Raw genomic sequence first — 21,679 nt, 5'->3', positions numbered from 1 at the left:
TTGCAATAATGTGCACCGGCGGGCACACGGTGCCCCTCGGGGCGGTAGCTCAGTCGGTTAGAGCCGCGGACTCATAATCCGCTGGTCGTGGGTTCGAGCCCCACCCGCCCCACCACGCGAAGGCGCGCGGGACTCCCCGATCGCATGAGCCGACCGTACGATCACTCGGTGACCCCGCGAGCCGGATTGCCAAACCGGCTGCACCCCAACACAGTTCGCTCCGCTAACCATCTCCGGCGGAGATGCGGCGCCGAATCCGGCGGCGGGACAACATGGTTCGCACGGCTAAACGTTGCACCGGGGTAGCAGAATGACGTCCCACGAGCACCATCAGCCCCACCTGCCATCTCGAGCCACAGCGAATAGCATTGCAACGCAATTGCATCCACCTCCCGGCGGACGAGCATACGAACAAAGAGATGAATTTCCCGTGTCCGGCCACTCGGCGGGAGTACTGTCCGCGATAATCGTCTTGATCAGCACCCGCGCAACCGTCCGCTCCACCTCCCGTCCCTCTGTTCGTGGAGATCCGCCGATGACACGATCCCTTGTCCCGTCCCGAAAACATCTCTCCGCCAGGCAGTCCCCCATCTCGACCATGAGGCAGTGCATGGCGTGCGCGATCGTTCTGGGCGCGGTGGCGGCCGCGGCCGTCGCGCCGTCGGCCGGCGCCGATCCCGTCAGGGACGGAGACGAGGCGGCCACGACATTCAATCTCTTCATTCCCGGCACCTGGGAGACGAGCGAGTCGGCGAATCCCGCGCGGGCCACCGGCGCGCTGAAACCCATCGCCGATCGCATTCGGCGCGACCACGGCGATGCTGCGACGATCTATTTCCTGCCCTACGTCGCGCGAGCGTTCGACAATGGCGAGAGTTACGGCGTCAGCAAGGCCACGGCCCTCGACAACGCGACACGCGTCCTCCGTGATTTCGCCGCCGATCACCCCGGCGCGAGGTACACGATCTCCGGCTACAGCCAGGGCGCCGACGCCGCAGGAGATCTGGCTGCGGCGATCGGTAATCACCTCGGACCGATCGCCGCGGACAAGGTGCTCGGAGTCGCGCTGCTGGCCGATCCGCGGGCGGGCACCTCGGGCGAGACCGTGGTCGGACCGAAGGCCGACGGCACCGGCATCGCCGATCCGCGGCCGCAGGGCATGGGCAGCCTGCTGGGCAAGGTCTCGTCCATCTGCGCCCCCAGCGACCTCTACTGCTCGATCGACAAGAGGCAGAATCCGTTCCTCGGCAAGCTGGGGTCGGTGCTGAGCAAGACGCCGGAGGAGGCAGCCGGTGCCGTGAAACGCGCGGCCAGTGCGGCGACGATCCTCGCGGCACTGCCCTTCCCACGCATCATCGATGGCCTGAGCGCACTGCCGACGAAGGTCGCCACAGGCGATCTCAAGGCCGCGCACGCCCTCTCCCGCACCCTGAACGCCGACCTCACGCCGCTGGTGGAACTCGCCGCGACGGTGGACTTCACCGAGGTGTCCACCACGCTCGCGCTCATCCCGGACAAGACCGGATTCACCAAGGCCGTGTCGGTGCTCGCCGGGGCGCTCGCCCACGTCGACATCGAACGGGCAGCGCTGCTGGTCGGCAAGATCCAGGAGCTCACCTGGACAGCCGCCGGCGCGGTCGGACGACAGGTCGGCGCCACCACGCTGCCCTCCGCAAACGCCACACCCGCCGAGCTCAGAAGCGTCGCATCAGAGCTCGCCTCGGTCTCCCGCGGTGTCATCACCGCGTCGGCGCGGACCGGCGGTGAGCTCGAGGTGATATCGCCGGATCTGCGCACTCTCGCGACCTCGGTGACCACCATCGTCACGAAGTACGCCATCACCGACCCCGCCGCCCTCGTCACCGACGCCGTCAGCGCGGGCAGGTTCTACTCGTCCGACAGCCACGTCGGATACGGGTCGTTGATCGTCGACGGCCAGGGACGGGACGCGATCGACTGGCTGGGTGACTGGCTCTCCGCGGCCATCTCCCGGGCCGGCTGAGCCCACCATCGACGGACGCGTCCGTCGAGCGTCCGCGTGTCCTCCTGTGGGTGACCTCACATGCCCGGAACCCGGTGACATCGCTCCGCCGACCTGCCCGATCGGACAGGTCGTCGCATACTGCTCTACATCGCCGAACATCGAGGGAGGGCGACATGAGCGGCACGGGGCAGCACATCTGGGGACGACCACGACCGGTTCCGGACCGGTGCCGAGGGGAGCACACGTACGCGGGCGGCTGCGTCTACAACGCCGACGATCCGCATCGTCCACTGTTCCCCGAGGAACTGCGTCCGGGGCGCCGCTTCACCACAGCCGCCTGATACCTCGCGGTCAGCCGATGTCGTGGTCAGCCGATGTCGTGGTCAGCCGACGTCGAGGTCAGGGTCCACGGCCTGCTCGAGCAGGCTGCGCCGATACGCCTCCAACGCGACGAGATCGCCGAACACCGCGTTGTAGCCGTCGGGATCCTCGCCCGGGGACATCCGCCGCAACCGGGACTTGATGTCGGCGATCTGGGCACCCACCCACACTTCCTGGAGCCGGGCGAGCACGCTGGCGATGTAGCGCGGGATGTTGTTCTCGCCCACCGGCATCGACTCGACCGCCAGCTCGGTGACCAGCGGTCCGATCACCGGATCGTCGACGGTGTTGTGCACGGCGTCGACCCACTCGGCGCCGCCCATCCCGCTCGACGTCCCACCGAGGGCGGTCATCGCCGTACGGATCGTCGCGTACGCGGGCTCGGTGAAACACTCGACCGGGAGGGAATCGAACACGGTGCCGGCGATGGCCGGATACTGCAGCGCGGCCTTCAACGCCTCACGCTGCGGCCACAAACGCGGATCTGTCGGCAACGGGCGAGCGGTGGGCGGGGTCGATGTCGCCTCGGGCCGTTGCCGACGCATGGAACTCACCCGGTCGTTGCGCCCGCCACGCGCGGGGGCCGCGGTCCCGGTGGCCCGCGCGAAACGCGCACCCTCCTCGCGCACCCGGGACAACACCTGAGCGACCTCTTCCCAGCCGACCCAGCCGGCCAGCTGCCGCGCGTACTCGTCCCGCAGTGCGATGTCCTTGATGCGCGCGACCACGGGCACGGTGTCGCGCAGCGCGTGCACCCGCCCCTCGGCGGTGTCCAGGTCGTGTTCGGCCAGCAGCGCCTTGATCGCGAACTCGAACATCGGCACCCGCCGCGCGATCAGGTCGCGCACCGCCGGGTCGCCGCTGCGCTGCCGGAGCTCACACGGATCCATCCCGTCGGGCGCCACCGCCACAAATGTCTGGCCCGCGATGCTCTGCTCCCCCTCGAAAGCCTTGAGGGCCGCGGCCTTCCCCGCCTCGTCGCCGTCGAAGGTGTAGATGACCTCGCCGCGGAAATAGGAGTCGTCCATCATCAGCCGGCGCAGCAGGGCGAGGTGGTCCTCGCCGAATGCCGTGCCGCAGGACGCGACGGCCGTGGTGACGCCCGCCTGGTGCATGGCCATCACGTCGGTGTAGCCCTCGACCACGACCACCTGATGCCCCTTGGCGATGTTCTTCTTCGCGTGGTCGAGGCCGAACAGCACCTGGGACTTCTTGTACAGCATGGTCTCCGGCGTGTTCATGTACTTGCCGAGATTGTCGTCGTCGAACAGTTTGCGGGCCCCGAAACCGATGATGTCGCCGCCGAGGTTCCGGATCGGCCAGAGCAGCCGTCGGTGGAACCTGTCGATCGGACCCTTGCGGCCCTGCTTCGACAGGCCCGCCGCCTCGAGCTCGCTGAACTCGAAACCTTGCGACAGAAGAACTTTCGTCATCGTGTCCCACCCGGCCGGGGCGTAGCCGCAGCCGAAGGTCTGGGCTGTGGACGCGTCGAAGTCCCGTTCGGTCAGGTAGTCACGAGCCTTCTGTGCCTCCGGCGACTGCAGCTGCTCGGCGTAGTACTTCTGTGCCGCGGCGTTGGCCGCGACCAGGCGCGCCCGGGTGCCCCGGTCGCGGACGATGGTGGTGCCGCCACCCTCGTAGTGGATCTGATAGCCGATGCGGTCGGCGAGTTGCTGTACGGCCTCGACGAAACTGATGTGTTCCTGCTTCTGCAGGAAGCTGTAGACGTCGCCGCCCTCGCCGCAGCCGAAGCAGTGGAAGTGTCCGTGATTGGGCCGCACATGGAACGACGGCGACTTCTCGTCGTGGAACGGGCACAGACCCTTGAGGCTGTCCGCACCCGCGCGCCGCAGCGCCACGTAGTCGCCGACGATGTCCTCGATCTGCGTCTGCTCACGGATCGCCGTGATGTCACGATCGGGGATTCGGCCTGGCACGCGACCAGTGTAGTGCCAGCAGCCGGCTATCCCAGATGCGCCTGCGCGCCGGAGTTCTGTCGATCGCTGCGCTCCAGACGACCCTCGGTCATCGATGCGATCTGGTCGACGATGACCCGCAGTCGCGCGTCGTCATCGGCGGCTTCCTGCCAGAACGGCACAAAGATGGGGTCCAGACCGCCGGGCGCGGCCGCGGTCAGCCAGTCCGCGACGCGGTGGATGCGTTCGCGTTGACGCTGTTGGGTGGCCTTGTGCCGTTCATTGGAGAAGATGAACCGCAACGCCAAGGTCTTGAGGATGGCGACCTCGGCGGCGACCAGCGGTGACACCGTGAGATCCGCGTCGTACCGGGCAACCGACCGGTTGCCCACGACGGCGCGCGTGCCGGTGATCGCGGCCGAGGCGAATCGGCCGATGAGCTCACTGGTCAGCCGTTTGAGGGTGACCGAGCTGTCGAGGCTGCCGTCGAACCCACCTGCCGCCACGACGATCTCCATCCGCGACAGCCGTTGGGCCGCATCGATCAGGGCACCCGCCTCGAGTCCGTCGAACTCCTTGACCCCGATGTCGGCGAGCGCGCGCTGATCGGTCGGGTCACCCAACGTGCGCAGGTCGATGCGGTGGGCGATCACTCCGTCCTCGAGGTCGTGCACCGAGTAGGCGACGTCGTCGGACCAATCCATCACCTGCGCCTCGATGCATTGCCGATCACCCGGCGCGTCCCGGCGGACCCACTCCAGCGCCGCCGCGTCGTCGTCGTAGGCGCCGAACTTGATCGCCGGCGGTCTGCGCAACCAGGGGTACTTGAGGGTGGCGTCGAGCGACGCGCGGGTCAGGTTGAGTCCGGCGCTGCGCCCGTTCGCGTCGAGCAGCTTGGGTTCGAGCCGGGTCAGGATGCGCAGGTTCTGCGCATTGCCCTCGAAGCCCCCGATGTCGACCGCGACCTCGTTCAGTGCGCGTTCCCCGTTGTGCCCGTAGGGCGGATGGCCGATGTCGTGGGCCAGCCCCGCGAGTTCCACCAGATCCGGCTCGCAGCCCAGGCCGATGGCGATGCCGCGGCCGATCTGCCCGACCTCGAGCGAGTGGGTCAACCGGGTGCGGGGGGTGTCGCCCTCGCGCGGGCCGACGACCTGGGTCTTGTCGGCCAGCCGGCGCAGGGCGGCCGAATGCAGGACACGAGCCCGGTCGCGGGCGTAGTCGCTGCGGTGATCGGTGCGGGTCCCGGGCAGACTCGCCACCTTGGGGGCCTCCGGCACGATCCGTTCGACGGCCTCGTCGCCGTAGGCGGCCGCCAGAGGGATGGCGGGAACACCGGTGGTGCTAGTCAAGCACCCATCCCCGCGCAACCGCGAAGTCGGTGATCCGCTGTCGGATCGCCACGATCTGCGCCGCGGTCAGGTCATCGGCCGAGTCGAGCAGGAGTTCGGTGACCTCCTCGGTGAACGAGGACGCGTCCAGCGAGCCTCCGCCGCTGCGGGGGCGTCGACCGCGATCGCCACGGTCACCCCGATCGCCACGGTCGTGCGAGCGGCCGCCGTGATCGTGGTTGTCGCGACGGTGGGCGCGAGCGCTCGACGTGCTCGGCCCGTCGTCGGCGGGTGCCGCCTCGGTGACCGCCACGTTGACCGCCTTGGTCCCCCGGTCGGTCTCCTCGATGTCGAACTCGACCTTCGCGCCCGGCTTCAGCGCGTTCTCGTCGATGTCGATGTCATTGATGTGCAGGAAGACGTCGGCACCGCCCGCCTCCGGTGCGAGAAATCCGAAACCCCGATTTGTGTCGTAATGGACGACCTTGCCGCTGACGGTCACTGCTGCACTCACTCTCCTCGCCGCACCGGCCACGGACCCCATGCCCGGGCGTGCGACAACTCCACAATCAACTATGACAGATAACCGCAGGTCGCACCTCGCGACGGCGGGATGGCCGAGAGGTCGGTCAGGCCCCGAGGAGCTTGCCGCCGAGGTACTCGACGACCTTGTCCAGCGCCACTCGCTCCTGGCTCATCGTGTCGCGTTCGCGCACGGTGACGGCCTGGTCGTCGAGGGTGTCGAAGTCGACGGTCACGCAGAACGGCGTGCCGATCTCGTCCTGGCGGCGGTAGCGCTTGCCGATACCCTGCGCGTCGTCGAACTCGACGTTCCAGTGCCTGCGCAGTTCGGCCGCGAGATCCTTCGCCTTGGGCGACAGCTTCTCGTTGCGCGACAGCGGCAGGACCGCGACCTTGACCGGCGCCAGACGCCGATCCAGCTTCAGCACCGTGCGGGTGTCGGTGCCGCCCTTGGCGTTCGGCACCTCCTCCTCGGTGTAGGCGTCGCACAGGAATGCCATCAGCGAGCGGGTGAGGCCGGCCGCGGGTTCGATGACGTACGGCGTGTAGCGCTCGCCGGAGGCCTGGTCGAAGAAGGACAGATCCTCGCCCGAGTGCTTGCTGTGGGTCGAGAGGTCGAAGTCGGTGCGGTTGGCCACGCCCTCGAGCTCACCCCAGGGGTTGCCGGAGAAACCGAACTTGTACTCCACGTCGACGGTGCGCTTGGAGTAATGCGAGAGCTTCTCGGCCGCATGCTCGTAGAGCCGCAGGTTCTCCGGGTCGATGCCGAGGTCGACGTACCAGTCGAATCGCTGGTCGATCCAGTACTGGTGCCAGGTCTCGTCCTCGCCGGGCTTGACGAAGTACTCCATCTCCATCTGCTCGAACTCGCGGGTGCGGAAGATGAAGTTGCCGGGCGTGATCTCGTTGCGGAAGCTCTTGCCGATCTGCGCGATGCCGAACGGTGGCTTCTTGCGCGCGGTCGTCATCACGTTCTTGAAGTTCACGAAGATGCCCTGCGCTGTCTCCGGCCGGAGATAGTGCAGCCCCTCCTCGTCGTCGACGGGGCCGAGGTAGGTCTTCATCAGACCGCTGAACGCCTTGGGCTCGGTCCACTGGCCGGGCTGCCCGGTGTCCGGGTCGTTGATGTCGGCGAGGCCGTTGACCGGCGGGTGCCCGTGTTTGATCTCGTAGGCCTCGAGAAGGTGATCCGCGCGGTAGCGCTTGTGCGTGTGCAGCGACTCGACGAGCGGATCGGTGAACACCTCGACGTGCCCGGAGGCCTCCCACACCCGTCGCGGCAGGATGACCGACGAGTCCAGCCCGACGATGTCGTCGCGGCTGGTGACCATCGAGCGCCACCACTGCTTCTTGATGTTCTCCTTGACCTCGACGCCCAGCGGCCCATAGTCCCACGCGGACCGGGTCCCTCCGTAGATCTCACCGCTCGGGAAGACCAGACCTCGACGCTTGGCGAGATTGACGACGGCTTCGACGCGGTTGGACTGGGCGGCCACGGTGAATGATCTCCAACGACTAGTTCGGGTTCGGGTGCGTCGCGTGCGGCGTCAGCGTCGCTGACGACACGGCAACCCTTACAGGGTAGCCGCAGGGCGCGGCGGCGATGGAATCGCAACCATCGACCGATCACGGAAACGCCTACCCTGGTGCGGTGACCGGGGCCCAGCGACACGTCGACGATCGTCGCGCGCATGCGGTGCTGTCCCTTGTCCTGGCGTTCGCCGTCGCGGCCTGCGCGGGCACCGACCCGACCGCCGACCGCACCAGCTCGTCTCCGGCCGGCCCCACCGTGGCCACCTCCCTCACACCGGACGGCCTCGCCGCCGCGGTCACCCTGGACAACGTGATGGGCCATGTCCGGGCCCTGCAGTCGATCGCCGAGCGGCACAACGGGAACCGTGCGTCCGGAACAGCCGGGTACGACGCCTCGGTCGATTATGTCGCCGGGCGTCTGACCGACGCCGGGTTCTCCGTCACCACACCGACATTCGACTATCCCCGGTTCGAAAGTGGACCACTGACACTCACTGCCGACGGCCGGCCCGTCGAGGCCACCGTGGTGCAGTATTCCGCCGGGACGGGCGGGCGGCCACTGACCGGCGGACCGGTGGCGATCACCGGCCACGGATGTGCGCCCGCCGACTATCCGCCGACCACCTCGGGCGCGATCGCGGTGGTGGATCGCGGGACATGCACATTCGCCGCCAAGGCCCGCGCCGCGGCGGATGCGGGCGCCCGCGCAGTGGTCGTCGTGAACACATCGCCCGATGCGTTGACCGGTGCCACCCTCGGCGTCGATAGCGCCGCCGCCATCCCGGTTGTCGGCGTGGCGCAGGCGTCGGGCCCAGGACTCCGCGATGCCGGCGCGCTCACCCTGAACCTCACCGCGGAGACCAGGACGATCACCTCCCGCAACGTGATCGCGCAGACGCGGACCGGCGCGGTCGACGACGTGGTGGTCGCGGGCGCCCACCTCGACAGCGTCGCCGACGGGCCGGGCATGAACGACAACGCGACCGGGACGGCCGCGGTCCTCGAGACCGCGCTGCGGCTCGGTTCGTCACCTCGCGTCGAGAACGCCGTGCGCTTCACGTTCTGGGGTGCCGAGGAGGACGGGCTCGTGGGGTCGTCGCGCTACGTGAGCGGTCTCGACGACGAGCAGCGCCGCACGATCGGCCGCTATCTCAACTTCGACATGCTGGGCTCCCCGAACCCCGGCTACTTCGTCTACGACGGCGACGATTCCGAGTCCCGGGGTGCCGGACCCGGGCCGGCGGGCTCCGACCAGATCGAGCGCGTCTTCACCGAGTACTACGACGGCCGCCGCATCCCGACGCGACCCGCCGACTTCACCGGACGCTCGGACTACGGACCGTTCCTGGAGATCGGAGTCCCCGCCGGCGGCATCCTGACCGGCGCCGAGGAGAAGAAGTCGGCGGAACAGGCCACGCTCTGGGGCGGCCGGGCCGACGCCCCGTTCGACCCGAACTACCACCGGAGGGGCGACACCGTCGACAACGTCGACCGGGTCGCACTGGGGATCAACTCGTCGGCGGTCGGGTATGCGGTGGGGACCTGGGCGCTCGCGATGGATCACACACGTGCTCGTGGCAACTCACCCGCCTCCACGGCGCCTAGCTGATCGGAATCGGGTCGGCTATGACCACCAGCGCACCGACGACCAAGCAGAGCAGCACGCCCAGTACGGCAACGGCCGCGGCGATCCATATCCGCCGCGTCTGCCCCTTGGGTGCGAACACGATCGCGAGGATTGCGGCGACCAGCAACGAGAGGCCGATCGGCAGAAAGGCGAGCCGCTGACGCATGGTGTCCAGCGGCAGAATCAACTGAGCTCCGTACAGGGCGAGAACCAGCGCAGGTACGCCAATTCCCAGTGACAGCAGGGCAACCAGGGTGTTGAGACGAGTCTGCGCGTCTGCCTCGCGGGAACTCGATATCGATGAGGCCGCCTCCAACAAGCCCACCAAGGTCGTCGATTCCTCGTTCAACTGTTCCGCGATCTGCTCGCACTGACGGATGGCGGCATCGTGCATGCGCATCCATGTACGTGTCTCGATCGTCGCCGCCGGTTGGCTCACGATCAGCGATGGATCTCGGAGTTTGCGATACGCGTGATAGGCCTGATCGTCGTCGATGAACGACCACATACCTTCACGGACGGCTTCCCGCGCGCCGTCCACCACCCGTCCACACAGGATGTTCAACTTGAGCACAGATGACACGATCCATGTGTGCGCCTCGTCCGCTGTCTCGTCGGCGGACTCATCCGCGAGTTTCTCCTCGAGCAGATATCGGATCTCTCGGATCTGCGCCACCGAGTTCCTGGACAACTCGCAAACCGCCTTCGCGTGCACGGCCACCACGTGACCCGCAGCGGCGTCGATCGAGTGATCGGGCATGAGTTCTGCGATCCGCCGGACGAACGCATCGACAAGCCCTGATCGGAGGGGAGACTCGGCGTCGACATCATCGCGAACCGCGTCGAGGACACCGTCGCGGACGCGCCACTCATCGACGACGACCAACTGGTAGTCGACGCGGCCGTTGCCATCAACGAGGATCCGAACCCTGCCCATACAGATTCCGTCGACGCCATTCGCCGGATCCTCAACCCAGTGAAGCAGGAGGGGCACGAGCCGGACGGCCAGCCGATGTCGATCCGTGACCTCGACCATGTCGCGGTGACTCCAGATCGTTCGTCCGTCCAGGACAGATACGCCAGGCCCTTGTGACAATGGACCTCGCGACGGCGACGATGCGTCCATGCTCCCCCTTTGATCGCCTACCGGCTACCAACCTCAAATGAAAACGACTTCCTTTAGTATGGAGGCAATGGACTCCATCGGCTCACATGATCGAGATCGCGTCACCACCCGGCCAGACGTCGCGGGTCTGGTGGAGTGCACGGCGGCGAGCGAGCTCCTCCGCGCGCTGGCGTCACCGACCAGGATCGCCATCGTTCTGTTGCTCCGCGAACGCCCATCGTGTGTCCACGAGATCGTCGGCACACTCGAGTTGAGCCAGCCCCTGGTCAGTCAGCATCTCCGCGTCCTCAAGGACGCCGGTGTGGTGCGCGGGCAGCGCAACGGGCGAGAGATCATGTACGAGCTCGTCGACGACCACCTCGCGCACATCGTCACCGATGCGCTCACGCACGCCATGGAGGACGTCGCCTCCCCGGTCGACCCCGGTGGCACACCGGCGGTGGCGGAATGACCTCGCCCACCGACCGGCCCGTCACCGGAGTGCGTTCGACCAAACAGCGTGCCGCCATCGCCGATGCACTCGCCGCCGGCGATGACTTCGTCTCCGCGCAGGAGCTGCACGATCAGCTCAAGGCGCGGGGTGAGTCGATCGGACTGACGACCGTCTACCGGAATCTGCAGGCGTTGAGTCAGTCCGGGCAGATCGATGTGCTGTGGGACGGCTCGGGTGAGACGCGGTACCGGCATTGCTCGTCGGGACATCACCATCACCTGGTGTGCCGACGATGCGGGACGACCGTCGAGGTGCAGGCCGACCCTGTTGAGAAGTGGGCAGCGAGTGTCGCTGCGCAACACGGCTTCTCCGACATCAACCACACCGTCGAGGTGTTCGGGTACTGCGCGGCGTGCCGGTCGGCGAACTGACCGGCCCCTGCTACGAACCCGACAACCGCCGGGCGACGTCGGCGCCGGCCGAGAGCACCATGTGCAGCACGGTCAGCAACGGGATGTCGTCGAGCGATCCGGCCGGAAAAGTGTAGTACTGCAATACGTCTGTGGTGACGCCCTCCGGATCTGAACGCCGCAGTGCGCCGAAGCTCAGTTGCCCGTCCGCAGACTGCACGTCGTCGCGAAGTGCGTCGGTGTTGGGCAGGTTCACCGCGACCAGCTGGGTGACGGTCAGCACATCGAGACCCGGGGCGAGGGTCAGGGCCCTGATCGAGGCCCGGGTGGCTCCCACCTGGACCACCACCGAGTCGGGGTCCACGGAGACCACATCACCGAATTCGCCGACGAGTCCGGCCACCCGAGCCGGGAGCGCCGCACCGGGAGACGGGGCGGTCACGTGGGCATCACTCCGCCGAATCGTCGGTCACGTGAAGCGTATTCGACGCAGGCTGCCCAGAGATCGCGCCTGTCGAAGTCCGGAAAGAGCTTCTCCTGGTACACCATCTCGGCGTAGGCGGACTGCCACAGCAGGAAGTTGGAGATCCGCTGCTCCCCCGACGGGCGGAGGAACAGGTCGACGTCGGGCATGTCCGGCTCGTCGAGATAACGCGCGAAGGACGCCTCGGTGATCCGATCCGGATCGATCTCGCCCGCGGCGGCTCGGCGTGCGATCTCCTTTGCCGCATCGGCGATCTCGGCCCGCCCACCGTAGTTGACGCACATGGTGAGCGTCATGACGGTGTTGTCCCTGGTCAGCTCCTCGGCCACCTCGAGTTCACGGATCACGCTGCGCCACAGGCGAGGTCGACGTCCGGCCCACCGGACCCGGACCCCCATCTCGTTCATCTCGTCGCGGCGTCGCCGGATCACATCGCGGTTGAAGCCCATCAGGAACTTGACCTCGTCCGGGCTGCGGGACCAGTTCTCCGTCGAGAACGCATAGGCGGAGAGCCAGCCGACCCCGAGTTCGATACAGCCGCAGACGGTGTCCATCAGGACCGCCTCGCCACGCTTGTGCCCCTCGGTCCTCGGCAGACCGCGGTCCTGGGCCCAACGTCCGTTGCCGTCCATCACCAGTGCGACATGCCGTGGGATGAGTTCCGGCTGGAGGCCCGGCGGCCGCGCGCCGCTGGGATGCGGGTCGGGCGGACGGACCGGGACGCGGTCTCGGGGTTCGGATGCGGACTGCCGTTTCCCGGGTCGCGATCCGGGTCGTAGAGCCATCAACCGTCTCCTCTCACGCGGTGTCCACCAGCCTATGAGGTGCTTCGCGTTCGATGAGCGGCAGGGTTCGCAACTGACGTTCGAGATGCCATTGCAGATGTGCCGCAGTCAGCCCGCTGGCCTGGCGCTGCATCGACGAACTGACCCCGACGGTGTGCTCCCAGTCGCCCCGGAAGAGCGCGTCCATCAGATCCAGCACACCCGGTGACGGAGTGGCCGCGCCCGGTGGACGGCAATGGATGCAGACCGCGCCGCCCGCGGCCACATGGAACGCCCGATGCGGTCCCGGCTGTGCGCACCGTGCACACAGGTCCAGCGTCGGCATCCACCCGGCACAGTGCATGGCCCGGAGCAGGTAGGCGTCGAGGATGAGTTCGTTCTGGCGGCGGCGCTCGGCGAGCGCGGACAGCGCACCGACGGTCAGTCGGTGTAGTTGGGCGGCCGGGGCGCGCTCCTCACCGGCCAGCCGCTCCGCGGTCTCGAGCACCGCGCACGCGGTGGTGTAGCGGCCGTAATCGGCGACGATGGCGTCCGCGAAGGCGTTCAGGGTGTGCACCTGCGTCACGACGTCCAGACTGCGGCCGGGATAGAGGTGCACGTCGACGTGCGCGAACGGCTCGAGCCGGGCGCCGAACTTCGATCGGGTGCGGCGGACCCCCTTGGCAACCGCGCGCACCAGGCCGTGGTCCTGGGTGAGCAACGTGATGATGCGATCGGCTTCGCCCAGCTTGTGCTGGCGAAGCACCACGGCCTCATCCCGATAGAACCTCACCGGGACATTCTTCCACCGCGCACCGACAGCGCACCGCTACGACATGCGTCGCCTCAGGTCCGACCGGATTCCGACACCTCGCCGGCCGCCTTCTCCCGGTCCACCGCGGCGACATGCGCCGGCGACGGAGTGGTGATGGTGGCCGGTCCCTCCCCGTCCAACAGCTTGGCCAACCGGGGTGGCAACGTCATGCCACCCGGGAAGCGATGCCATCCCTTGCGGTCGTAGAGCTTGGTTCCGCCCCAGCCGAGCAGGAGCCCGACGATCAGACCGATGATGCACTGGATGACCGAGCGACCCAGCCCGGCGTCGAAGTCCGCATCGAAGTAGAGGATCGCGCGAGCGCCGAGATAGACCAGATGCATCGGCTCGAATGCGGCGATCCACGCGAACAGACGTGGACTGGCCTCCAGCGGGACGGTGCCGCCGGACGACGGCAGGCCGAGGATCACGAAGAACAAGAGGTTCAGCAACAACCCGGGGTTGCCGAACACTGCCATCATCGAACTCGCCGAGACCCCGACGGCGGTGATCACCAGCACCGAGAACACCCACAGCGAGAACGCATTCGGCAGCGATGTGCCGACCGCCGTACACACCCCGATGAACAACGCCGACTGCACCACCGCGACAAGGAACATGATCGTCCATTTGGCGGCGAGGGTGCCCCACCGCGAGATCGCCAGCCGTTGCCGGAGCTGATAGAACGGCCCGAACTCGATCGGGGTCTGACCGAGAATCCCGTCGACGACGATGCTGACCATCATCGCCCCGGTGAAGCCGGCGAGGATCAGCAGCAGCGTGTAGTAGAACGCGGACAGGCCGTTCCCGGAACCGTCCGGCAACGGCGTCGGCTCGACGACCTTCACCTCGACCGGGTTCGACAGCGCGAGTTGGGCGGCACCGGAGAACGGGACGTCGGCCTTCACCAGGGTCTGCCGGACGGTGGCGACCAACCGCTGCCCGACCTGGGCGTTGACCTGCTCGGACATCTGGTCGGCGAACGTCGTGGTGACCGCCGAGGCGAAGGTGCCCGAACCTCTGTTGATGAAGACGTCGATGGCCATCGGGTCCGGTTTGGCCTGCAGCACGGCGGAGCGGCCCAGGCTCACCGCGCGATTGGTGAAGTTCGGACCGATCACGACGACCCCGTAGGCCTTGCCGGAGTTCAGCTCGTTCAGCGCGGTCGTGCGGTCGGTCCGGTGCACGGCGATCCCACTCTCGGCTGCGGCCGAGATCACCCCGTCCGCGACCTCGTCGCCGAAGTTCTGAGTCGTCGTCCCGCCGTCGGGATTGTCGACCTCACCGCCCCGATCCTCGTTGACCAACGCGATCGGGAAATCGTGCAGATTTCGTTGCGGGTCGGCCACCGCTCCCATGTAGAACGCCGCCATCAGCGACATGATGACGACGACGAGGAGCAACGGCGCCAGCCAGAATCGGGGCGACCGGAGCACGCCGGCGATGGTGGTGCCCGCCTCGGCGTCGTGCGTCGGGGCCTCGTGGCCACCCCGGCCGACCTGCCGCGCTTCCTCGCCTGTGTCGTGCCGACCCATCTCTGCTCCCTCTCGACTCGCCGATGCCGGACCGCAGAGGTCAGAAACCCATGCGCCTGAGCTGTTTCGGGTCCCGTTGCCAGTCCTTGGCCACTTTCACATGCAGATCGAGGTAGATCTTGGTGCCCAACAACTTCTCGATCTGGGCGCGGGCGACGGTCCCGACCTCTTTGAGTCGTGAGCCCTTGTGCCCGATGATGATTCCCTTCTGGCTGTCGCGCTCGACGTAGAGGATCGCGTGCACATCGACCATCGACGGGCCATCCCCGTCGCCGTCATCACGCGGGATGACCTCCTCGATCACGACCGCCAGCGAATGCGGGAGCTCGTCGCGAACGCCCTCGAGCGCGGCCTCGCGGATGAACTCCGCCATCAACGTCTCCTCGGGCTCGTCGGTGAGCTCGCCGTCGGGGTAGAAGGCCGGCCCCGGGTCCATCAAGCCGACCAGGACATCGGTCAACACGTCGAGTTGCTTGCCCGACTTCGCCGACACGGGCACCACCTCGGACGTCGGGCCGAGGAGCTGTGAGAGCGCCATCAACTGCGCCGCGACCCGGTCCGGGGTGACCCGGTCGATCTTGGTGACGACGCCGAGCACCGTCGTGCGGGGTGCCATCTGGCGCACCTGGGAGACAATCCACCGGTCACCGGGCCCGACGGCCTCGTCGGCGGGCACGCACACGCCGATGACGTCGACCTCGGAGTACGTGTCGCGCACGAGATCGTTGAGGCGCTGTCCGAGCAGCGTCCGCGGGCGATGCAGACCGGGCGTGTCCACCAGGATCAGCTGCGCGTCGTCGCGGTTGACGATCCCCCGGATCGTGTGGCGGGTCGTCTGCGGCCGGTTGGAAGTGATGGCGATCTTCTCACCGACGAGGGCATTCGTCAGGGTGGATTTGCCGGTGTTCGGGCGGCCGACGAAACACACGAAACCGGAACGGAATTCGGCCATCAGACGGAGTCCTGACGATCGGTGGGGGTGCCCGACAGGTCGGTCACCACCGCATAGGCGTCCGGGCTGATCTCGGACAGCGTGGCCATCCCCGGGTCGTCGCCGGTGCCGTTGACCAGGACCGCGGCCTCGAATGCGCGCGCGCCGCTCGACAGCGCACTCGCGACGGCCACCTGAAGCCCGGACAGTGTCAGGGTGCTGGTCGTGACGGGCGCGCCGGCGTAGGTCCGCCCGTCGCCGTCGCGCACGGCGGCGGCGCTGCTGGTCTCGGCGCGGGCCAGGGCACCGCGCGCCAACACGACCAGCTTCTGGTCTTCGTCGGACAGTTCTGGCCCGCTCGCGGGTGGGGTCACGGTCGGTCCTCGCTCCGGGTGGTGTCGCGCTCTCGGTCGCCGTGCCCCCGATGGGAACGGCCCCGGCTGGACATGGAGTATTCCCCACCGCGTCCGGTTTCGGCGACGGCGCGCTCGGGGTGTCGGTGTCGCCGTCGTCACCGGGGCTCGGCGGAGTGTCCGCGGACTCGACGTCGGCATGCCCGTCGCGACGGTCACCGTCGGCTTCGACGGTGGATTCCGGCTCGTCGACCCGGCGTACCAGGACCGTGGTGATGCGCTGCCGTCCACGCCGATTCGGTCCGCCCTCGGCGACCAGGAGCAGCCCGTTCGACTCGACGCGGGCCCCCGGCAGGGGCACCCTGCCCAGTTCGAGTCCGAGCAGTCCGCCGACCGTCTCGACCTCGTCGTCGTCGATGTCGAGGCCGAAGAGTTCGCCGAGGTCCTCCACCGGCAGTCGGGCCGACACGCGGTAGGACCCGTCCTCGAGATCCTCGACCGGTGCCACCTCGTCGGTGTCGTATTCGTCGGTGATCTCCCCGACGATCTCCTCCAGGACGTCCTCGATGGTGACCAGTCCGGCGATTCCGCCGTATTCGTCGACCAGCATCGCCATGTGGTTACGGGTGCGCTGCATGTCGGCGAGCACCTTGTCCAGCGGCTTGGAGTCGGGGATGAACTCGGCTTCGCGCATCGCGTCACGCACGAGTGCCGACATGGCCGGTCCGCCCGCCGCGACCAGGTCCTTGAGGTAGACCACCCCGACGATGTCGTCGGGGTTCTCGCCGATCACCGGGATTCGTGAGTGCCCGGAACGGACGGCGAGGTTCATCGCCTGCGCCGCGGTCTTGTCCTCCTCGATCCAGATCATCTCCGGACGCGGCACCATCACCTCTTTGGCATTGGTGTCCCCGAGGTCGAAAACCGACTGGATCATCCGGCGTTCGCCTTCGGCCACGACGCCGCTGGCCTCCGCGAGGTCGACGACCTCACGCAACTCGACCTCAGTCGCGAACGGGCCGTTGCGGAAACCCTTACCCGGGGTGACCGCGTTGCCGAGCAGGATCAGCAGACGGGTCAACGGTTTCAGCAGAATACCGATGGCCTGCAACACGATCGCCGACGAGAGCGCGATGGTGTACGCGTGCTGGCGACCGAGCGTGCGTGGACCGACGCCCACCGCGATGTAGGAGACCACCGCCATACCGATGATCGTCGCGAACAGACCCCAGCCGACGCCGATCGAGTCGGTGAGGACCAGGGCGATCAGCGCGACCGATGCGGTCTCGCACGTGACGCGCATCAGTACGGCGAGACCGACGTAGGTGCCGCGGCCCTGCAGGACTGTCGCCAGTCGGACCGCGCCGGCCCGCCGCTCTTTCATCATGTCCTCGACACGGGCCATCGAGACCGTCGTGAGGGCTGCGTCGATGGCGGCGAACAGGCCCCCGATCCCGATGAGCAGGAGGGCGGCCACGACGAACAAGACGTCGTCGGGCACGCTCACTTGTCCTCGGTCGCTTCGTTCTCGGGCAGCGACGTCTCGGTGAACCCGATGTTCGTCAGCAGGCGTGTGTCCCGGTCGGACTGCCGTTGCTCCTGCGCCCGACGGTGCCGCTCCGCGTAGAACTCCTCGAGGATCCGGTTCTGCAGACCGAACATCTCTTTCTCTTCGTCCGGCTCGGCGTGGTCGTACCCGAGAAGGTGCAGCACCCCGTGGATGGTGAGCATGGAGAGTTCGTGCTCGAACGAGCGACGCGCGGTCTTCGCCTGCTGGGCGGCGAACGCGGGACACAGCACGATGTCACCGAGGATCGCCGGCCCCGGTTCCGCGGCGTCGGGTCGCCCGCCCGGCACCAATTCGTCCATCGGGAAGCTCATCACATCGGTCGGGCCGGGCAGGTCCATCCATTGCATGTGCATGTCGGCCATCGCGTCCTCGTCGATGCACAGCACCGACAACTCGGCGGCCGGGTGGACGTCCATCGCGACGATGGCGAAGCGCGCCGCCTCGATGATGAGATCCGCGGGGACCTCGACACCTGATTCGTTGGCGAGTTCGATGCTCATGAGCGACGCCCGTGGGTCGACGCCCGTCGCGCGGCGCGGTTGCCCGGCAACCGATCGGCATCGCGCAGTCGCCCGCCCCGCTCGTTGTCCTCTGCCCGGCCGTACGCGTCGACGATGTCGGCGACGAGTCGGTGCCGGACCACGTCGGCACTGGTGAGGTGCGAGAAGTGGATGTCGTCGATGCCGTCGAGGATGCGTGTCGCGGCGCTCAGACCGCTCTGCGCGCCCCCCGGCAGGTCGACCTGCGTGGTGTCACCGGTGACGACCACCTTGGAGCCGAAACCCAGTCGGGTGAGGAACATCTTCATCTGCTCGCCCGTGGTGTTCTGCGCCTCGTCGAGGATGATGAAGGCGTCATTCAACGTGTTGTGTGTCAGCAGGAAGTCCTCGGTGACGTACAGCGAATCGTCGGCGGCGACTTTGATGCAGACGGCCTCCTCGGTGCCCTCCGATTCGATGCTCTCGATGTAGCGCTTGGGCTCCTTGAAGCCGTCCGCGCTGTAGCGGGCCGCCTTGCGGCCGAGTCGGAACGGCGCGACTTCGGCTGGGAGTCGGATGTCGAGCACATGGGCGTCGTGGCGGTGCGAGACTTCGCGCCCTCGCGCTTTGCCCGGGTTACGCCCCTCCGCGACGCGCGTGCGCATGGTGACGATGCCGCCCAACGATTGAACGAGGAACATCACGTCGTCGCGGAGTCGGTCGGACACGGTCGTGTACTGGACGCGGCAGGTACGTCCCGCCTGACCAACCGGCCCACCGTCGGTGTCCAGCAGACCCTGCAGCACCGCGAGCCGTACCGCCGCCGAGTTGAGCAGGTACTGCCTCGGCACGAACTTCGTCGGCGACTTCGTGCCCCAGAGTCCCAGCGCTCGCATCGCGCCGGTCACCGGGTTCTCGATGGTGATCACTTCACCTGGTGTGGCGATCCGGTTGAGCACGTAATCGATCTCGGTCCTCTGCCGCGCGCGAATGCCGGGTACGGCATCCACCAATGCGTCGACCAGTTCCGGGTCCTTTGTCGTGAAGGCCGGTGTCGTCACGCCGGACATACAGCCGTCGCCCAGCATCAACCCGAGCGCATAGGGATCGAACGGCACCGGTTGCGCATCCAAAGACACCGGCGCGGTCACGAGCGGCAGCTCGAAGCGATGGTGATGCGCGGCGCGTAGATTTCCGATCATCTCCTTGGCCGCCAGCACCCGGGGCCCCTTGCCGCGGCGCCGGTCGGACCGCGTGTAGACCGACCAGAGGTGATCCGTCGAGCACAGTGTCGACGCGCCGTCCTGGGTGGTCACACGCACGATGTCCTTGAAACCCTGCGGGTAGACACCGAGAACTTCGGTGGGCGTGCCATCCGAACCGATGACCGAGTCGCCTACCTGCAACTCACCGATCGGCCGGAATCCCGCCGCGGTGAGGACCCTGGTCGACAAGGGCTGGGCCCGCCCACGCATGTATGCGAGCGGCGCGACCTCGATGACGCCCGCGGCCATCAGCTTCGGGATCGATTCCGGGTCCATCATGTCGTGCAGCGCGTCGTAGAGGGGGCGCAGATACGGGTCGATCTTCTCGCTGAGCGTGCCCGGCAGGAAGCCGAGGCGCTCACCGGCCTCGACGGCGGGCCGGGTCAGGATGATGCGGTTGACCGACTTCGACTGCAGCGCCTGCACGGCCTTGGCCATCGCCAGATAGGTCTTGCCGGTGCCCGCCGGGCCCAGTCCGAACACGATCGTGTTGTTGTCGATCGCGTCGACGTATTTCTTCTGGTTCAGGGTCTTCGGACGGATCGTCTTACCGCGCCGCGACAGGATGTCGAGCGACAGCACGTCGGCGGGCGATTCGGCGGATCCCTCGGACAGCATGGAGACGCTGTGCCGCACGAGGTCGGGGGTGAGGGGCGTGCCGCGGCCGACCAGGTCGACGAGTTCGGCGATCACCCGTTCCGAGGCCGCGACGTCGGCGGGCACACCGGTCAGGGTGACCTGGTTGCCGCGCACGTGGATGTCCGCCGGCAGCAGTTGTTCGAGCGTGCGGAGGTTGACGTCACTGGTCCCGAGCAGCCCGAACACCACCTCGGGAGAGATTTCCACGTTGGAGGTGACAGATCGACCCGCAAGAGTCCGGCTCGTCGGCGTGCTCAGGTCGGGGTTGTCGTCACTCACGTATGCAATCACTCCTCAGTGGACGAACGGGGTCCGGCGTTCGCCGGATCACCCCAGTCTAACTCGATCGGAGTCGGCGCCACCTGGGCATTATTGGGCAGCGCCCCACAGGGTGTGCCCACCCGGACCTCAACGAGAGTGTGCTCGCCAGTCCTCCGCTTGCCTGGCGGCAATTCCGACGAGCCGGTCGAGCCCGAAACTGAAGTCGAGATCGTGGGTGTCCAGCAGCGGCAGCTGGTTGATCGGCTGCGGTCGGATCATCCGAATGTGGTATTCGCGGATGCCGTACACCTCGTCGCAGCTACCCACCCCGCGACCGCGGCCGGTCGTCCACGTCGAGGACGACGTCGGCCAGGCGTCCGGGAACCTCGCGTAGGCCAGAAATCCCGCGAGGAGTCCTGGCGGGAACGGCTCGCTCGGCACCGTGATGCCGACCGGTGCGTGGTCGCCGCTCACCACCGCCGGGTCGGTGCAGGCGACCTGGTACTGCGGCCCGAAAGGTAATCCCGACGCCCGCGACGTGACATCGACCGCACTGTTGCCGAATGCCGACACCGGTGGGTAGACGACGTTCGACGAATACGCCATCACGCAGCCGTATTCGCCCCGGCGGCTACACACGGGAATGTTGCGGAAGTCGCCGCCGACGACACTGCCTCTGGCGGTTGTCACGTTGGCGCCCATCAGGAATGCGCCGGCGAGTCGACTGCGCAGCGCCGGCCGGGGATCGACTTCTTCGCGGATGAGTTTGCGGAGCTGGTAGGCGCCCTGCGAATCGGCGATGAAGATCACTCCCCGACCGTCCGCCTGGGCGAGATATTCTCGCCACGCCTTGCGGACATCGCGATAGGCGATGGCGAAGGGCTCGGCCAAGCCGAGGTTGACGAGCACCCCGGCCGGCAACGACACCTGCCGGTAGACGGGGGCGAACATGCGGCACGTCCGGTTGAACCGTGCGCCATGCAGTTTGGCGGCCGCTTGGATCTCGGGCGACGCAACGGGATCCGCGTTGAGTGCTAGTGCATTCGTCGCGGTCCCGTACACGAAGAAGCAATCCACAGGCTTCTCGGATTCCGTCACCGGTGGTGGCGCGCTCACCCGACCGGTCAACAGGTCGGTGGTGTCCTGAGGGAGATCGCACGGGTCGGACGCCATCGTCGGACTGCACAACCATATGGTCGGCGAGGACGGCTCGGCGGCGACCGTGGATTCACCACAGATCACGAGTGCGAGCGACGCGACCGTCGCACCGACCGCGACGAACAGCCGACCGACCGGGCGCAATCTGAGGCCAAACACCGCGACC

General features: G+C 67.5%; 19 protein-coding genes, 1 tRNA gene and 1 pseudogene. 6 read left to right on the top strand and 15 right to left on the bottom strand.

Translation table 11 applies throughout. From position 1 onward, the window contains the following. Positions 1-38 precede the first annotated feature (38 nt). The 3 genes from D7316_RS00625 to D7316_RS27040 all read left to right on the top strand — a co-directional run bounded on the left by D7316_RS00625 (position 39) and on the right by D7316_RS27040 (position 2,325). Positions 39-115 (top strand) — tRNA-Ile (locus D7316_RS00625). Positions 116-610: 495 nt separating this feature from the next. Further along, positions 611-2,002, top strand: a complete 1,392-nt coding sequence (locus tag D7316_RS00620; protein ID WP_232016705.1) for a cutinase family protein — start codon at positions 611-613, stop codon at positions 2,000-2,002. A gap of 155 nt (positions 2,003-2,157) precedes the next feature. Further along, positions 2,158-2,325 carry a hypothetical protein gene (locus D7316_RS27040; RefSeq protein ID WP_164473704.1) on the top strand — a complete coding sequence of 56 codons (168 nt, stop codon included), beginning with the start codon at positions 2,158-2,160 and terminating at the stop codon, positions 2,323-2,325. A 42-nt stretch (positions 2,326-2,367) separates the two neighbouring features. On the opposite strand, the gene dnaG is transcribed toward D7316_RS27040, so the two are convergent. The 4 genes from dnaG to D7316_RS00600 all read right to left on the bottom strand — a co-directional run bounded on the left by dnaG (position 2,368) and on the right by D7316_RS00600 (position 7,627). Then, positions 2,368-4,302 (bottom strand): DNA primase, encoded by a 1,935-nt coding sequence (gene dnaG / locus D7316_RS00615; protein WP_124706585.1) that lies wholly within the window; start codon positions 4,300-4,302, stop codon positions 2,368-2,370. 26 nt (positions 4,303-4,328) lie between these two features. Next, a complete protein-coding gene (locus tag D7316_RS00610; RefSeq protein WP_124706584.1) occupies positions 4,329-5,630 on the bottom strand; it encodes a deoxyguanosinetriphosphate triphosphohydrolase in 1,302 nt (433 codons plus the stop codon). Next, a complete protein-coding gene (locus D7316_RS00605) occupies positions 5,623-6,111 on the bottom strand; it encodes a cold-shock protein (RefSeq protein ID WP_124711011.1) in 489 nt (162 codons plus the stop codon). The genes D7316_RS00610 and D7316_RS00605 overlap by 8 nt, the downstream gene beginning before the upstream one ends. A gap of 127 nt (positions 6,112-6,238) precedes the next feature. Then, positions 6,239-7,627 carry a glycine--tRNA ligase gene (locus tag D7316_RS00600; RefSeq protein ID WP_124706583.1) on the bottom strand — a complete coding sequence of 463 codons (1,389 nt, stop codon included), beginning with the start codon at positions 7,625-7,627 and terminating at the stop codon, positions 6,239-6,241. Between the two features lie 155 nt (positions 7,628-7,782). On the opposite strand from D7316_RS00600, the gene D7316_RS00595 reads away from it, so the two are divergent. Further along, complete coding sequence (locus D7316_RS00595) at positions 7,783-9,273, top strand: M28 family peptidase (RefSeq protein ID WP_232016704.1); 1,491 nt, start codon at positions 7,783-7,785, stop codon at positions 9,271-9,273. Here D7316_RS00595 and D7316_RS00590 read toward each other — a convergent pair. Further along, positions 9,266-10,228 carry a hypothetical protein gene (locus D7316_RS00590; protein ID WP_124706581.1) on the bottom strand — a complete coding sequence of 321 codons (963 nt, stop codon included), beginning with the start codon at positions 10,226-10,228 and terminating at the stop codon, positions 9,266-9,268. The two genes, D7316_RS00595 and D7316_RS00590, sit on opposite strands and share 8 nt — an antisense overlap. A gap of 247 nt (positions 10,229-10,475) precedes the next feature. Here D7316_RS00590 and D7316_RS00585 point away from each other — a divergent pair, with 247 nt between their 5' ends. Continuing rightward, positions 10,476-10,868, top strand: coding sequence for an ArsR/SmtB family transcription factor (locus D7316_RS00585; RefSeq protein WP_408610062.1), 393 nt, complete (start codon positions 10,476-10,478; stop codon positions 10,866-10,868). Continuing rightward, the gene (locus D7316_RS00580) at positions 10,865-11,281 is read left to right on the top strand and encodes a Fur family transcriptional regulator (RefSeq protein WP_124706580.1); all 417 of its coding nucleotides are present in this window, start codon (positions 10,865-10,867) and stop codon (positions 11,279-11,281) included. Before D7316_RS00585 ends, D7316_RS00580 begins: the two co-directional genes overlap by 4 nt. A gap of 10 nt (positions 11,282-11,291) precedes the next feature. Here the strand turns inward: D7316_RS00580 and D7316_RS00575 are convergent, their stop codons facing one another. From D7316_RS00575 to D7316_RS00530, 10 genes and pseudogenes are all read right to left on the bottom strand, one after another. Beyond that, on the bottom strand, positions 11,292-11,702 hold the full coding sequence (locus tag D7316_RS00575) for a hypothetical protein (RefSeq protein WP_124706579.1): 411 nt from the start codon (positions 11,700-11,702) through the stop codon (positions 11,292-11,294). Further along, complete coding sequence (locus D7316_RS00570) at positions 11,699-12,529, bottom strand: isoprenyl transferase (protein WP_124706578.1); 831 nt, start codon at positions 12,527-12,529, stop codon at positions 11,699-11,701. The genes D7316_RS00575 and D7316_RS00570 overlap by 4 nt, the downstream gene beginning before the upstream one ends. A gap of 13 nt (positions 12,530-12,542) precedes the next feature. Further along, positions 12,543-13,301 carry a DNA repair protein RecO gene (recO, locus tag D7316_RS00565; RefSeq protein WP_124706577.1) on the bottom strand — a complete coding sequence of 253 codons (759 nt, stop codon included), beginning with the start codon at positions 13,299-13,301 and terminating at the stop codon, positions 12,543-12,545. A gap of 53 nt (positions 13,302-13,354) precedes the next feature. Then, positions 13,355-14,857 carry a YhgE/Pip domain-containing protein gene (locus D7316_RS00560; RefSeq protein ID WP_124706576.1) on the bottom strand — a complete coding sequence of 501 codons (1,503 nt, stop codon included), beginning with the start codon at positions 14,855-14,857 and terminating at the stop codon, positions 13,355-13,357. Positions 14,858-14,897: 40 nt separating this feature from the next. Next, complete coding sequence (gene era, locus D7316_RS00555) at positions 14,898-15,809, bottom strand: GTPase Era (RefSeq protein ID WP_124711009.1); 912 nt, start codon at positions 15,807-15,809, stop codon at positions 14,898-14,900. Beyond that, complete coding sequence (locus D7316_RS27350) at positions 15,809-16,135, bottom strand: cytidine/deoxycytidylate deaminase family protein (protein WP_124711008.1); 327 nt, start codon at positions 16,133-16,135, stop codon at positions 15,809-15,811. The genes era and D7316_RS27350 overlap by 1 nt, the downstream gene beginning before the upstream one ends. A 166-nt stretch (positions 16,136-16,301) precedes the next feature. Then, positions 16,302-17,642 (bottom strand): annotated as a pseudogene (locus D7316_RS00545) (hemolysin family protein); the annotation flags it as partial. A 2-nt stretch (positions 17,643-17,644) separates the two neighbouring features. Further along, positions 17,645-18,211 (bottom strand): rRNA maturation RNase YbeY, encoded by a 567-nt coding sequence (gene ybeY, locus D7316_RS00540; protein WP_124706575.1) that lies wholly within the window; start codon positions 18,209-18,211, stop codon positions 17,645-17,647. Further along, positions 18,208-20,373, bottom strand: a complete 2,166-nt coding sequence (locus D7316_RS00535; RefSeq protein WP_124706574.1) for a PhoH family protein — start codon at positions 20,371-20,373, stop codon at positions 18,208-18,210. The genes ybeY and D7316_RS00535 overlap by 4 nt, the downstream gene beginning before the upstream one ends. A 129-nt stretch (positions 20,374-20,502) precedes the next feature. After that, a complete protein-coding gene (locus D7316_RS00530) occupies positions 20,503-21,672 on the bottom strand; it encodes a DUF3089 domain-containing protein (RefSeq protein ID WP_232016702.1) in 1,170 nt (389 codons plus the stop codon). Positions 21,673-21,679: the final 7 nt, after the last annotated feature.

Origin of the sequence: Gordonia insulae, assembly GCF_003855095.1 — a bacterium.
GTDB classification, from domain to species: Bacteria; Actinomycetota; Actinomycetes; order Mycobacteriales; family Mycobacteriaceae; genus Gordonia; species Gordonia insulae.
This window is presented reverse-complemented; position numbering and strand designations above follow the sequence as displayed.